Annotated in this window: 11 protein-coding genes; 3 read left to right on the top strand and 8 right to left on the bottom strand. The window is 71.6% G+C overall.

Translation table 11 applies throughout. The annotated features are described in order from the left end of the window. Positions 1–87 precede the first annotated feature (87 nt). Both ACK8N7_RS29790 and ACK8N7_RS29785 read right to left on the bottom strand, forming a co-directional pair. A complete protein-coding gene (locus ACK8N7_RS29790) occupies positions 88–1,929 on the bottom strand; it encodes an FAD/NAD(P)-binding protein (protein WP_500444551.1) in 1,842 nt (613 codons plus the stop codon). Then, positions 1,926–2,798, bottom strand: a complete 873-nt coding sequence (locus ACK8N7_RS29785) for an amino acid ABC transporter permease (RefSeq protein ID WP_403211718.1) — start codon at positions 2,796–2,798, stop codon at positions 1,926–1,928. Before ACK8N7_RS29785 ends, ACK8N7_RS29790 begins: the two co-directional genes overlap by 4 nt. A gap of 482 nt (positions 2,799–3,280) precedes the next feature. On the opposite strand from ACK8N7_RS29785, the gene ACK8N7_RS29780 reads away from it, so the two are divergent. After that, positions 3,281–4,231 (top strand): ABC transporter substrate-binding protein, encoded by a 951-nt coding sequence (locus ACK8N7_RS29780; protein WP_500444550.1) that lies wholly within the window; start codon positions 3,281–3,283, stop codon positions 4,229–4,231. A gap of 25 nt (positions 4,232–4,256) precedes the next feature. Here ACK8N7_RS29780 and ACK8N7_RS29775 read toward each other — a convergent pair whose 3' ends face one another. Further along, positions 4,257–5,465 (bottom strand): DUF5685 family protein, encoded by a 1,209-nt coding sequence (locus ACK8N7_RS29775; RefSeq protein ID WP_500444549.1) that lies wholly within the window; start codon positions 5,463–5,465, stop codon positions 4,257–4,259. A gap of 311 nt (positions 5,466–5,776) precedes the next feature. Here ACK8N7_RS29775 and ACK8N7_RS29770 point away from each other — a divergent pair, with 311 nt between their 5' ends. Beyond that, a complete protein-coding gene (locus ACK8N7_RS29770) occupies positions 5,777–6,220 on the top strand; it encodes a cell division protein SepF (RefSeq protein ID WP_355292971.1) in 444 nt (147 codons plus the stop codon). Positions 6,221–6,287: 67 nt separating this feature from the next. On the opposite strand, the gene ACK8N7_RS29765 is transcribed toward ACK8N7_RS29770, so the two are convergent. Then, positions 6,288–7,508 (bottom strand): acyl-CoA dehydrogenase family protein, encoded by a 1,221-nt coding sequence (locus ACK8N7_RS29765; RefSeq protein ID WP_500444548.1) that lies wholly within the window; start codon positions 7,506–7,508, stop codon positions 6,288–6,290. A 104-nt stretch (positions 7,509–7,612) separates the two neighbouring features. Further along, positions 7,613–9,391 carry an MFS transporter gene (locus ACK8N7_RS29760; protein ID WP_500444547.1) on the bottom strand — a complete coding sequence of 593 codons (1,779 nt, stop codon included), beginning with the start codon at positions 9,389–9,391 and terminating at the stop codon, positions 7,613–7,615. Between the two features lie 462 nt (positions 9,392–9,853). Here ACK8N7_RS29760 and ACK8N7_RS29755 point away from each other — a divergent pair, with 462 nt between their 5' ends. Further along, positions 9,854–10,852: a phosphatase PAP2 family protein gene (locus tag ACK8N7_RS29755; RefSeq protein ID WP_403211708.1), complete on the top strand. Its 999-nt coding sequence runs from the start codon at positions 9,854–9,856 to the stop codon at positions 10,850–10,852. A gap of 79 nt (positions 10,853–10,931) precedes the next feature. Here ACK8N7_RS29755 and ACK8N7_RS29750 read toward each other — a convergent pair whose 3' ends face one another. From ACK8N7_RS29750 to ACK8N7_RS29740, 3 genes are all read right to left on the bottom strand, one after another. Next, a complete protein-coding gene (locus ACK8N7_RS29750) occupies positions 10,932–11,147 on the bottom strand; it encodes an I78 family peptidase inhibitor (protein WP_031123857.1) in 216 nt (71 codons plus the stop codon). A 366-nt stretch (positions 11,148–11,513) separates the two neighbouring features. Next, the gene (locus ACK8N7_RS29745; protein WP_500444546.1) at positions 11,514–12,479 is read right to left on the bottom strand and encodes a helix-turn-helix transcriptional regulator; all 966 of its coding nucleotides are present in this window, start codon (positions 12,477–12,479) and stop codon (positions 11,514–11,516) included. Positions 12,480–12,561: 82 nt separating this feature from the next. Further along, positions 12,562–13,845, bottom strand: a complete 1,284-nt coding sequence (locus ACK8N7_RS29740) for a glycosyltransferase family 4 protein (RefSeq protein WP_403211704.1) — start codon at positions 13,843–13,845, stop codon at positions 12,562–12,564. Positions 13,846–14,255: the final 410 nt, after the last annotated feature.

Genomic DNA, 14,255 nt, shown 5'->3' with positions numbered 1-14,255 from the left:
GCGGAGTTCCTTGGACGCAGTGGTGGCCGTGGTCCGGGCAGGAGCGCGGGTGGCGGTGGTACGGGCAGGAGCGCGGGTGCGGCGCGCTCAGGAGGCGATTCGGTCGCTACAGGAGAGGTCGCGCAGGTAGCTGAGGGCGGCTCGGGCGGTGGCGTCGTTCTGCCGGAACGCGGGTCCGCCGGTGCGGGGGCGGGTGAAGGCGCCGCTGTTGCGTGCCGTGGTGAACGGGCCGAGCGCGAAGCGGCGCGGGTGCGGCCGGCCCTCGCGGTCGACGATGCGGCTGTCGCCCGGGTCCACGGAGAGCAGGCCCGTGTCGGTGACGGCGGCCCCGCCCTCGTACAGGGTGCGCAGCAGCGGGCTGGCGGTGTGGCGGAGCGAGGGGTCCGGCAGGCGGGCCTCGACCAGGGCTCGGGCCTCGATGTGCTCGCCGGGGACGGTGGCGCCGCTCGCCCGGAAGACGCCGTGCTCCTCGTCGGCCTCCACGGCGACGGAGGCGCCGAGGAAGCGGACGACGCCGGCCCGGGAGAGGGCGAGGAGCTGCTCCAGGCGGGGGCCGGGCGGGCCCGATGCGAGGTAGCTGAAGAAGCCGTGCCACCAGTTGCCGATGTCGCCGAGCCGGATGAGCTGGGCGTAGGCGGAGAGCAGCCCGAGGAAGACCGCGAGGTCCGTGCTGCGGTCCGGGTCGTGACGACGTGTCAGGTCGGCGGTTATGTAGTCGCGCAGCCCTTCCTGGAGCGCCTCGGCGCTCTCGTACGTCACGCCGTCCAGCGGCCGGTCGAGCGCGTCCAGGTCGAGCCGGTCGGCGGGGTCGGGTACGGCACCGGCGACGAGGTCGGCCAGTTCGGGGCTGCCGGGGTCGGCGGCTGCGTACTTCGCGTCGAAGACCTCGGGGTCCAGTGCGGTGCGCTCGGGGTGGGCGGTGAACAGCCGGTGGTAGTGGGCGTGGCCGAGCTCCTTGCCGACCAGCGGCCACACATCGCGCCGGAAGTCGAGCGGGCCGGGGCGGCTCAGCAGCTCGTCGGCCCAGGCGGGGTTCAAGTAGCGCGGCAGGGGCGGGCGTTCGCCGGTCCAGGTGTAGCCGATCTTCGAGTGGTACGGGACCCCGCGCCGGGATCCCACGTACAGCACGGGCTCCTGGCCCGAGGGAAGGTAGACGTCGTTCTCGTGGCGTCCGCCGCGCCCCTCGGTGAGCAGGACCATCAGGTCGATGAAGGCGAGGCCGAAGCCCCGGACGATGACCGGTTCACCGGCGGGCAGCGCGGTGAGGTCGGTGTCGGCGGTGAAGTCGGGCGGCAGGTGGATCAGCCCGTGCCGCGCCGCGAAGTCGCTCAACTCGGCCTGTTCCGGATCCTGTTCGGCGTTGAGGTGGCCCACGGTCAGGACGACGAGGTCGGCGAGGAGCGGTTCGGCGCGGTCCCGCAGCCGTACGCGCTGGCGGGAGCCGCGCGGTCCGGTGACGGCGATGGCGGTGGTGCGGTGCTCGTGCACGGTGATCCCGGGCGGCAGGGCCGCCAGCGCACGGTCGTAGGTCCAGCGCAGATAGGCGCTCTGGAGCCGCCGGCTGGGGAAGTCCTGGCCGGTCAGGCCCCGTATCTCCGCCAGTACGGCGGGCTCGGCATCGGGGGTGACACGCCCGGCGCGAACGTCCTCGGCCCACGCGTGCAGCGCGGGTCCCGCCACGACCGGTCCGGCCAGCTCCACCGTCTCGTCGGTGAACATGGTGACGTCCTCGGCCATGGAGTTCATCCAGAGCAGCGGCGACTGGTCCGGCCGCCAGATCCGTCCGCCACCCGCCGGGTAGGGGTCGACGATGTGGATGTCCAGGGGCAGGTCCCCGTACAGCTCACGGGCGTTGGCGGCGATGCGCTCGACGACCCCGGTGCCGCGCGGCCCGCCCCCGATCACCACGAGGGTGGGTGCGGCGCTCATCGCGCACCCGCCGTGCCGCGGGCGTAGTAGCGCTCCACATAGCGCTGGCCGATGCTCAGCAGGGAGGTGACCCCGGCGTACCAGAGGGTGGCGACGAGCAGCAGCGGGATGACCTGGTACGTGCGGTGGTAGACGAGCTGGACGGAGTAGAGCAGGTCCTGCACGGCGATGATGCTGACGATCGAGGTGCCCTTGAGCGTGCCGATCAGCATGTTCCCGGCCGGCGGGACGATGGAGCGCATCGCCTGCGGCAGCACGATCCGCCGGAACCGCCGCCAGGGCCCGAGCCCCAGGGACTGGGCGGCCTCCACCTGGCCGCGTTCGACGGAGAGGATGCCGCCCCGGACGACCTCGGCGGCGTACGCGGCCTCGTGCAGGGTCAGTCCGACGACGGCGATGGTGACCGGGCCCATGAGGGTGACCGTGGAGACGCCGAGGATCTGCGGGTACAGGGCGCCGATGTTGAACCAGAACAGCAGCTGGACCAGGATCGGGGTGGACCTGAACAGCCAGACGTAGCCCCAACTGACCGCCTGCAGAACGGGGTTGCCGGAGAGTCGCAGGACGGCGAGGAGCGCCCCGAGGGCGAAGCCGAGCACCATGACGACCGCGGTGAGCCACAGGGTGAGCCAGAGGCCGCGCAGGACGGAGGCGGTGGCGAAGTAGGAGACGACCACGTCCCACTCGAAGGCCTCGTTGCGGATGACCGAGCTCAGCGCCAGCGCGAGGAGGACCAGGACGGCAACAGCCGCTGTCCAGCGGCCCGTTCGGCGTACGGGGACGATGCGGGGGACCGCACCGTCACCGTCGTGCTTGACGGGTGGTGGCGCGGAGGACGAGGGGGGCAGCAGATCGGTCTGCGGGGGCATGCGAGGGCTCCGTGGATGCTGAGATCGAACACGGGGCGTACCTTCACACCATGAACCACACGGACCGGGCCCCTCAGCGCCGATCCGCCTCCGAGATAAGCGGTGAACACGGCGCGTTGTCAAGCCTGTCCACACTCTGAGCTGTATGTCTCACGTCAGTTGACGCGCACCCGGATGCCTGTTCCACTGGCCCCATGTATTCGCAGCAGTGGCTGGTCACCCGCTCCCACATCGACTTCGGTCGAGTGTGGTCCTCTTCCTGTTGAGCTGACCCTCTGCTGTCCGGTTTTCCCTGCTCACGCCTGCTCTGAAGGCGTTCGAGCACCGTTCCTCGCGTGACTTCACCTCCACCACACCGCGTCGCCCTCCCCCTCGCTTCGCCGTACCTTCCCGCGCACAGCTGAACCTCCCGTCGCCGCTCCGCGCCCTTCCGGGCCCGGGGCCGGTCGGCATACCTTGACGAACCCGGAGAAAACAGAGCCATGTCCAGATCGCGCCACAGTGCCCTTTTCGCCTTGATCACCGTCGCAGCGCTGACCCTGACCGGCTGCGCGGACCCGGCGGAGCCCGGGGCGAGCACCGCCAAGGGCGAGGCCAAGGGGAAGACCCCGACCACCGACGTGGTGTCCTCGGTGAAGAAGGTCGACGCCGTGGCGGAGCTGCTGCCCGAGGAGGTCCGCAAGGCCGGCACCCTGCGGATCGCGGCCGCCACCGGCTCCCCGCCGGGAGCCTTCTACGAGGCGGACGGCACCACGCTGTCCGGCGCGGACATCGACTTCGCGGACGCGGCGGCCAAGGTACTGGGGGTGGAGCTGAAGCGTGAGGTGGCGTCCTTCGAGGCGATCCTGCCGGCGCTCGGGAGCGGGAAGTACGACCTGGGGACGGGGAACTTCGGCGTCACCGACGTACGCCGCAAGACGATCGACTTCGTGACGTACATCAACGACGGCCAGGGCTTCGCCGTCCGCGAGGACAGCAAGCTGAAGGAGGTCACCGACCTCACCGACCTGTGCGGCCTGAACGTGTCCACGGGTGCGGGCACCACCTTCGAGGTCGCACTTCAGGAGAACCTGCCCCGGTGCGCGGAGAAGGGCAAGAAGCCCTACGAGGTGAAGACGTACGCCGACCCGGCGGCGGTCTGGCTCTCCCTCAAGCAGGGCCGTACCGACGTGAACATGTCCACCATCAACGGACTGCGCTACGCGGTGACCCAGCAGGAGGGGCTGCGCTTCCTCAACGAGTTCAAGCGGCTCGACGTGGGCTTCGCCTTCAAGAAGGGCAGCCCGCTGACCCCGGCCTTCCAGGCGGCGGTCAACCAGCTCAAGAAGGACGGGACCTACGACCGGATCCTGAAGAAGTGGGGCACCACCGAGTCCGCGATCGAGACGTCGCAGATCTCACCGCCCGAGCTGAAGGGTCCCACGCCGAAGTAGCCCGGCGCCGGTGACTCCTGCGGCCTCAGCAGTCGCACCCGCAGGAGTCGCCGCAACAGCAGCAGCCCTCGCCGCACTGGCCGCAGCAGTCGCACGCCTCGCAGCAGTCGCCGCAGCTGTTGCACAGCCCTTCCCGCCGCTCCCGGCTCCAGGGGTCCTCGAAGCTGCCGCAGCACATCTGGCAGGTGCAGGCGAGCCCGGCCCACACCAGGCACCCGGCGATCAGCCCGCGCCGGTCGCGCGGCGGCCGGGGCGGGGGCGGGGCGGCCGGACCGCCGGGCGTCGGACCGTACGGGTTGCCCGGCATCGGACCGTACGGGTTGCCGGGGGGCGGCCCGAAGGAGCCCTGCGGCACCTCGAGCCCCGTGTGCGAGCAGGACGACGTGGCGAAGGCCCGGTCGACCGAGCGCCGCAGCTCATGGGCGAGCAGCACATGGACGAGCTTGCCGTCGGTGAACTCCGCCTCACGCAGTGCGAGCCGTATGCCGTGCAGCGCGTCGTCGCAGAGCCGGCGCGCCTCGGTCAGCGGGGTGCCGGTCACGGTGAGCGGGTTCCAGGCACCCGACGCGGCGTCAGCTTCCCGGTCCTCCACGGCGTCCAGCAGATGCGCGAGCCGCCCGAAGAGGCGTCCGGCCTCCGCGAGCGGGGCGGCGTTCTGCGGCTTCCCGGCGAGGACGGCGGTGTGGGCGAAGGCCGCCGCGGTGGCGGTCTCGGTGGGTTCGGTGACCGTCAGCAGCGGGGTGCCGGACCCCGCGAGGGTCTCGATGCCGGTCTGCCGGTCGACCGCGTCGACCAGGAGGGCGGTGTCGAAGCCGAGCGCCGCCCCCGTACGGGCGCCCGCCCGGTCCCAACCCGCCGCCACCCGCCGCGCGGCCGCCGCGACCGGCCGGCGGGCCAACAGCCCGTCCCGGTCGGCGACGTGGTCGCGCACCTTGGCCGAGGCGAGGACGAGCGAGACGGCGGCGGCGAGCCTGGCCCCCTCCCCCTTGGCGACCGGGGCGGTCCGCATGGCGCGCAGCGGGCACGGCCCAGCGGTGCGCCGGCCGGCCGGGGTGGTCCCCGTCTGAGCCTCCGTCAGGACGGAGACGATCAGACCGTCATAGTTGGTGACAATCCGGGCGAACTGCCCGTGATCCGCCCTCAGGGCCAGGCAGAGACCGCAGAGATGGGCCATCCACTCGGTCCGCAGACCTTCGGAGAGCCGATGGGTACAGGGCCTCACGATTCCGAACACGACGATCCCCCGCGAGCCGTTCCAGCCGGTGCGCGCCGCTCGCGCACCTGAGCGCCGTGCATCGTATCGGGCGATCCGTTCACCCGTACGTCCCCCATGTCACCCGTACGGACCGGCGCATCATATTTTCCCATCGGGACCGGCCTTATGCAGGAGGAACCTTGACGAACCGCCACATGTTCTGCACCAGTACCGTCACGAATCACCTGCGCGGCGACTATCCACTTGGCGCGGTATCCGCATCATGGACGACCATAGGGATACGAAAGAGATGCGGAACACCAAGGAACCGCGGTTGAGAGGAGGCGTCCATGGGATCGGTGCGCAAGGCGAGTGCGTGGCTGGGCCTCGTAGAGGACAACGACGAGCGGTACTACGACGACGAGTACGCCGAGGGTACGGAGACGGGCACGGGCAACCAGGCCTGGGTCACCGACCCGCGGGTGCAGGTGGCCGCCGAGACGGCCGAGCAGCAGGACCGCCGGATCGCCACGGTGACCCCGGACAGCTTCCGGGACGCACGGGCCATCGGTGAGCTGTTCCGGGACGGTGTCCCGGTGATCGTCAACCTCACGGCCATGGACCCCGCCGACGCAAAGCGCGTGGTGGACTTCGCCGCCGGGCTGATCTTCGGCCTGCGCGGTTCGATCGACCGGGTGGCCACCCGGGTCTTCCTGCTCTCCCCGGCCGACACCCAGGTGGTCGCCGGGGAATCCGCCGGCCGCAAGGCCGGCGGATTCTTCAACCAGAGCTGAGCAGGGCGCTCGCCGGAAAGTTCCGGTCAGCGCCTCCGGTCGGCGCGTCCCCCGGGGCGGGCCGTGGTCACCGGAAGGCGTCGAGACCGGTGAGCGCCTTGCCCAGCACCAGCTGGTGCATCTCCACGGTGCCCTCGTACGTGAGCACCGACTCCAGATTCGTCGCGTGCCGCATCACCGGGTACTCCAGTGAGATCCCGTTGGCACCGAGGATCGTGCGCGAGGTACGGCAGATCTCGATCGCCTCCCGCACGTTGTTGAGCTTGCCGAAGCTGACCTGCTCGGGGCGGAGCCGTCCCGCGTCCATGCGGCTGCCCAGGTGGTGGGCGAGCAGAATGCCCTTGTGCAGTTCGAGCGCCATGTCCGCCAGCTTGGCCTGCGTGAGCTGGAAGCCGCCGATCGGCCGGCCGAACTGTTCCCGGGTCCTCGCGTAGTCGAGGGCCGACTCGAAGCTGGCCCGCGCCGCGCCCATGGCGCCCCAGACGATCCCGTACCGCGCGTGGCTCAGACAGCTGAGCGGGCCGCGCAGCCCCCGCGCGTCCGGAAGCACCGCGTCGGCGGGGAGCCGGACGCCGTCCATGACCAGTTCGCTGGTGACCGAGGCCCGCAGCGACCACTTGTGGTGGATCTCCGGCGCGGAGAAGCCGGGGGTGTCGGTCGGTACGACGAAGCCTCGGATGCCCCGGCCCTCGTCGCCCTCGTCGGTCTGCGCCCAGACGACGGCGACCCCGGCGACCGAGCCGTTGGTGATCCACATCTTGCGGCCGGTGAGCACCCAGTCCGCGCCGTCGCGTTTGGCGTACGTCCGCATCCCGGCCGGGTCGGAGCCGTGGTCCGGCTCGGTCAGCCCGAAGCAGCCGATGATCTCGCCCGCCGCCATGCCGGGCAGCCACCGCTGCTTCTGCTCCTCGGAGCCGAAGCGGTGGATCGCGTACATGGCGAGCGAACCCTGTACGGAGACGAGCGAACGGATCCCGGAGTCGGCGGCCTCCAGCTCCAGGCAGGCGAGCCCGTACTGGACGGCGCTCGCCCCGGCGCAGCCGTACCCGTCGAGGGACATGCCCAGCGCGCCCAGCGCGCCCAGCTCCCGGGCCAGCTCCCGGATGCCCGGCAGCTCCCCCTTCTCGTACCACTCGGCGATGTGCGGCAGGACCCGGTCGGTGGCCCAGGTGCGGACGGTGTCGCGGATCGCGAGGTCGTCGGGGCCGAGCAGATCGTCGATGCCGAGGGGGTCGGTGGCGTCAAACGGCGGGAGCTTCGACGGCTTCGCGGACTCGGTGCTGGACATGAGGGTGCCTCCGGCGGCTCGCACGGTGAGCGGAGGGGCGGGGGTCGGCCGCGGCCCTCCGAAAACTAGCAGTGGTAGTCAGAGCGTCGTGGAGACGTTACGGCTCAGTGTGCCGCTCGTCCAGAGCCGGTGGCCTCAGCCGGTTCGCGCCGCGCGGGGAGAGTCAGGCGCGGGGCGGGGCGCTCCGGGACGGCGGGAGCCGGGAGGGCGCCGGAGGTCCGGGAGTCGGAGGTCTGGGACTCGGCGGCCGGGCGGCCGGGGACCTTCGGCTCCGCGGCCGGGAGCTCGGAGGTGCCGGACTCGGCGGCCGGGCGGTCGCCCAGGGCGCAGAGCTCATTCGGCGCACAGTCCATCACCCTCGGCAGCCGCAGCGCCGCCAGTGCCCCGAGCAGCAGCAGACCGGCGCTGACGAAGAGCGTGACGTGGAGCCCGCCGACGAAGGCGTGCCGGGCCGTGGAACGCAGCAGCTCCCCCGCCGGGCCGCCGAGCTGCGCGGCCACCTGGTAGGCCTCGCCCAGCGAGTGGGAGGCCTCCGCGCCGGCGCGGGCGGGCACGCCCTTCTCGTGCAGGGAGGCGAGTCCGGGGGCGTAGGCGGCGTTCATGACGCTGCCGAGGAGGGCGATGCCCAGGCCCGCGCCCAGCTGGTAGGAGGTCTCCCCTATCGCCGCGGCCCCGCCCGCCCGTTCCGCGGGGGCGTCGCTGAGCATCGACTCGTACGCCCCGAAGAGCGTCGACTGGAGCCCGAAGCCGAGGAGGACGAAAGCCGCGGTCAGCAGGGCGGGCCGGTCGTGCTGGCCCATCGAGGTGAGCAGCAGGACGGAGGAGGCCGTCAGGACGAAGCCCCAGCCGACCATCCTGCGGGGGCCGACGCGGCGCAGGGTGTACGAGCCGGTGGCGCCCGCGGCCATCGCGGCGAAGGTCAGCGGCAGCAGCCGCAGCCCGGTCTCCAGCGGGCTGAGGCCCAGCACGAGCTGGAGGTACTGGACGGCAATCAGCTGGAGGCCGACCAGGGCCAGCATGGCGAGCACGATGCAGCCGACGGCGGTGCAGAAGGCCGGGCGGGCGAACATCGAGATGTCGATCAGCGGATGCGTACGGCGCTTCTGGCGGCGCACGAAGAGGATCAGGAGCGCCAGCCCGAGGGCCAGCGGGCCCAGCGAGACCGGGTCCAGGAGAGCCTCGCCGCCGCCCAGGCGCTTGACGCCGAGGACGACTCCGAGCACCCCGGCGGCGGCGGTCAGCGCGCCCAGCACGTCCCACGGGCCGTCCTCGGCGCCGCGCGACTCCGGCAGCAGCCAGCGGCCGAGCGGGAGGATGACCGCCATCAGCGGGATGTTGATCAGGAAGACCGAGCCCCACCAGAAGTGCTCGACCAGGAAGCCGCCGACGACCGGTCCGACGGCGGCGCCGACCGCGGCGACCGCGGTCCACACCCCGATGGCGAGGGCCCGCTCCCGCCGGTCCGGGAAGACCTGGCGCAGGATCGACAGGGTCGCCGGCATGATCATCGCGCCGCCGACACCGAGCAGGGCGCGGGCCGCTATGAGAACGGCCGGAGTGTCGGCGGTCGCGGCCAGCAGGGAGGCGACGCCGAACAGCGCGTAGCCGAAGAGCAGCACGCGGCGTCTGCCGATCCGGTCACCCAGCGTGCCGAAGAGGATGAGCAGCGAGGCGCAGACGAGGGGGTAGGCGTCGACGATCCACAGGAGTCCGGTGGCGCTCGGGCGCAGATCCTCGGTGACCGAGGGGACCGCGACATGGAGCACGGTCGCATCGAGCGCGACCACCAGCAGGCTGAGGCAGAGGACGACGAGGACGACCCAGCGGTTGGCGCCGTCGGCGGCTCGGCGCAGCCGGACTCCGGCCGTGGTCGTCCCGGACATCTGCCTACCTCCCGATGGGTTCCTCGCGCTCGGTGGACCGGCGGGGACGTGGTGTGCGTGTCTCCCGGGGCCCGGCATCGACGGGCGAGTGAGCCGTCAGCGTACGCGAGTTCGGCCTGGTGACACGTGGCCCACCTCATACGCCGGTCCGCCACACAGTGTGGCGTACGCCACACCGGACCCGCCGGTGACCCCGTGCCGGGCCCGCCGGAGGCGGGGCGGGACGGGGTGCGCCTCCCCCGAATGGCCCGATCAATTCCCGCGGATTCCTGTGTGCGAAATTACCTGGAAGATCAAACATGCTTCCGAACGGAACCCCGGGGAAATTGGCCGCAAGATCACGGAGATTCTTCTCCGCACCCGGAAAAAGTCACCGTTCTGAGACGAAGTCCACATCACATCGTCATCACAAAGCGGCCGGATTGGCCTGCTCACACACTCACTCGCTGTAACGTCGATTGGGTGCGTACCGACATCTTTGCCCGCCTGGACCGGGAGCCGGAACCGCCGAAGATAGTGGCACCGCGGATGAGCCGTCACCGCATCGCCCTCTTCGGCGGGACGTTGGCGTTCTATCTCGCCATCGTCTTCGCCGTGCTCGTGACGTCCTGGCTGGTGACCCTGGACTGGAAGGTCATGCTGTTCCGGCCCTACCAGCAGTGGCCCGAACTGCACGCCTTCCTCGACTACTACGTCGTGCTCGGCCAGCGCGGCCCGACGGCGGTGATGGTCTCCTGCTGGCTGGGCTGGCGCTCCTGGCGTCAGCACACGCTCCGGCCGCTGCTGGTCCTCGGCACCTCCCTGCTGCTGCTCAATGTGACGGTGGGCGCGGTCAAGCTGGGGCTGGGGCGGCTGGGCCCGCACTACGCGACGCAGATCGGCTCGGCCGAGATGTTCGCCGGCGGCGATATATTTCCCTCCGGACACACCGCGAACGCCGTCGTGACCTGGGGAATCCTGGCCTATCTGGCCACCACGCCCCGGGCCAGGCGCTATCTGTCGGCGGTCTCCGCCACGGTCTCGCTGGGCGTCGGCCTCACCACCGTCTACATCGGCACGCACTGGCTCAGCGATGTGGTGCTGGGCTGGGCGGCGGGGCTGCTCATCCTGCTGGCGCTGCCCTGGTTCGAGCCGCTGATCGCCCGCACGGAGAGCTGGATCTTCGACGTGCGCGAGCGGTGGCGCGAGCGGCGCAGGGCGGGCCGCCCGGTCCGGGCCCCCGAAGGCGGGCCGCAGCCGGTGCTGCTCCCCCAGTCGATCGCCGCCGAGGGCGCCGCCCTCGCGGCCGGTGCGGGCGCTCCCGGCGCGCACCTGGCGACCGGATCCCGGGTGCGGGCGCACACGGCGCCCGCCGTCTGCCCGGAGCGGCCGGCGGCGGCTCCCGCGGGCACCCGCTGCGCGCAGCCCGAACACGGCTCCCGGGGCGCCGCGAGCCCGGCGCGCCCGATGACGGGCGGCTAGGAAGCGACGCGCTCCGATACGACGGAAGGCCCCGACCACGTGGTCGGGGCCTTCCGTCGTATCGGAGCGCGTGCGGGGGTCAGCCCACCCAGCAGCGGGTCACCGTGGCGTCCTCGACCTGGAAGTTGATCCGGCCGGAACGGAACTCCATCGTCAGGAACGTGCCCGGCGGAACCGCCCGGACCGTGTCCCAGCCACGGCTTCTCGCCAGCTGCTCGGCGGTGTCGGCAGCGAGGCCGACGTACGGCTCGGGGGCGTCGTCCGGCTGTGCGGGAGGGGTCGGTAGTGAGGCCATACCCCTCACCGTAGGCGGCTGCGGGCGAGGACGGAAGGCCGGGCCGCGAGGCCGTCCCCCGCATCCCCGGGTGCCGCCGCGGTCACGCTTGTGTCACAGAATCCCCACACATGTATAGCCCGGCCTATTCACTCGAACGGCCCGCCCGGAAGTGGGGGTGCGAAATGGCTGGACGCCCCTGTACGGTCTCGCGGCGGTGCCGGTCGCGACACTCCGTAAACACCCGGGGTGACCTGCTGATTTTACCGTCCGATGGTCCGTCACCCGAATGGGCGGGACACCTGAATTTCATGCTCCCTTATACCCGTCTTATATTTCCTCACGTTTCTCCCACGGATCTCCGTCTCCCGGACAACAGGCGGAATCTCACGATCCGGCCAGCGCCCGGGTCAGCCGGTCCCGGGCCCGGGTCATCACCTCGATGAGCTCGGGCGGCTCGACCACCTCGAAATCGATCCCCATGAGCAGCACGTGGATCACCAGGACCTCCAGGTTCGGCGCCCCCGCCGTGAGCCGGCACGTCTGCGCGTCGACGGGCTCCAGCACCCCGGCGGAGGGTGAGATGTGCTGGGCGGCCTCCGCCAGCGGGGCCTTCACCAGGAGCACCGCCCGCGCCGCGTAGGCGGAGACCGCGACGCCTTCGGAGACGTGGGCGGCCAGGTCCTCGGCGGGCGGGGGCCGGGGCGTGAAACGGGGGCCGTGCGGCGGGGTCGGGGTGATCCGGTCCACCCGGAAGGTCCTCCAGTCCGCCCGGTCAAGGTCCCAGGCGACCAGGTACCAGCGGTGCTCGGTGCAGACGAGCCGGTGCGGCTCCACGGTCCGGCGGGAGTCGGAGCCGCCGTGGGAGCGGTAGGAGAAGCGCAGCCGCTCGCTGTCCCGGCAGGCCGCGGCCAGCTCGGTGAGGAGGGCCGGGTCGACGGTGGAGGTGTCGGCTCCGCGCAGCATCGGCACGGTGAAGGCGCCGAGCGCGCTCACCCGGCGGCGCAGCCGGTTCGGCAGCACCTGTTCGAGCTTGGCCAGTGCCCGTACGGAGGTCTCGCCGATGCCCTCGATGCCGTGGCCCGCCGCCGTGCGCAGCCCCACGGCGACCGCGACGGCCTCCTCGTCGTCCAGCAGGAGCGGCGGCAGCTCGGCCCCGGCCCCGAGCTGGTAGCCGCCGCCGGTGCCGGGGCTGGCGTTCACCGGGTAGCCGAGCTCACGCAGCTTGTCGACGTCCCGCCGCACGGTGCGCGGGGTGACGCCGAGCCGCTCGGCCAGGTCCGCGCCGGACCAGTCCCGGTGGGCCTGGAGCAGTGAGAGCAGACGCAGCAGTCGTGCCGAGGTCTCCAACATGGGGAGAAGTCTGCCAGGGCTTGCGGACAGCCTCGGTCCGCAAGCCCTGGCAGGCGGTGGCGGTCGGGCGACCCTGTGCCGGTCAGGCGGCCCCGCCCTTACGAAGGACGTCGGCGGCCTTGCAGCGGAGCGCGTACGCCCCGTCGAGGACGGTGCCCCGGGTGCGGTGCAGCGCGGTGCGCAGGGGGCCGTGGCCCCGGCCCCGGGCGCCGTGGGCGACCAGTTCGGTGAACAGGCTCTCGTGGCTCTCGGCGATCCGCGCCGGGTCGAAGCGTTCCGACGCCGAGAGCGCGGCGCGGCCCATCCGGTGGCGCAGGCCGTCGTCCTCGATCAGCTGGAGCAGCGCCACGGCGATCGCGTCGGTGTCACCCACCGGTACGAGACGGCCGTCGACGCCGTCCTCGATGATCTCCGCCGGTCCGTGCGGGCAGGCGGTGGCCACGACCGGCAGTCCGCCGCGCATCGCCTCCACGATGGTCATGCCGAAGGACTCGCGGTCCGAAGTGACGGCGGCGATCGACCCCTTGGGCCACTCGGCCTCCATGGGGTTGGCCGAGCCCATCAGGGACACCTGCTCGCGCAGGTCCAGTTGGCCGATGAGCGCGCGCAGCGAGGCCTCTTCGTCGCCGGACGCGTCCCCGCCGCCGTAGATCCGCAGCCGCCAGTCGGGGCGGGCCGCGGAGACCTGGGCGAAGGCCCGTACGAGCAGGTCGTACCGTTTGACCCGGTGCAGCCGGCCCGCCGCGACCACCCACTTCAGGTCGCCGTCGGCGGGCGGGAAGGCGGACTCGGGAACGGCGTTGGGGATGGCCTCGATCCGCACGCCCGGCAGCTTCATCCGCCTGCGGTAGTCCTCGGCGTCGGCGCGGGTGACGGTGGTGAGGGCGTCGAGCAGGGTGTACCGGTGGGCGATCTCGCGCCGCAGACGGTAGCCGTGGTTGTCCAGCGTGAGGTGCTCCTGCCCCACGCGCACCGGGCCCCGGCGGGTCTGCCGGGTGATGTGCACGTTCAGTCCGGGGCGGGTGCCGACGACGACGTCGGCTTCGAGCGCCTGGAGATGGGCGGCGATCCGGGCGTCGGTGAGCCTGCTGTACTGCTTGTGCCGACTGTCGCCGTGCGGGAACACCGTGGCGGGCCGGGCGTGTTGGGCGGCGTCGCCGTCGAACGTCGCGCTCTTCTTCCGCAGATCGACGAGGTGGCGCATCGTCACGCCCTCGGGCGCGCCGAGCACGGGCGCGTCGCGGTGCCGGAAGACGGAGACGATCTCGACGTCGTGCTGTTCGGCGAGAGTGCGGGCGAGTGTGAAGGTCGTGCGAATCGTTCCCCCGATACCGTACGCATTGTGCAGAAGAAATGAAATATGCATGATGTCGTTTCCCCCTGGCCTGGCCGGTCTGTTGCGACTCTACGTCCAGGCGGTTTACCACCCGAAATCCGTCCGGAATACGTCCGGAATCCGGACGGATTCCGCAGGTGAATGCATCGCGTTATCCGGCTCCTCGCTGCGGAGCCGGCACCGTGGTTGACCAGCAGGTTCCCGGAATCGCTGAATCCGGATCACCGTCGGCACCCGCTGTCCGGCGCACGATTCGGTGGCGTTCGGTACATCCTCCGGACGCCTGCCCGCCGCCCGTTCCGGCAGCGTATTACTCCCGTGCTTGACGGAGAACTCGACGGAAAGGTTGCCTGCGTCCGGGCAAAAACTCCGGAGACTCTCCGCACCGCGGCACAACCGCTCCCGGGGCCCATGGATCGACTCCTCGACGTAGCGATGTG

The organism is Streptomyces griseobrunneus, assembly GCF_046713465.1.
GTDB classification, from domain to species: Bacteria; Actinomycetota; Actinomycetes; order Streptomycetales; family Streptomycetaceae; genus Streptomyces; species Streptomyces microflavus.
The sequence above is the reverse complement of the archived record's forward strand: the minus strand, read 5'-3'. Positions and strand labels throughout refer to the sequence as shown.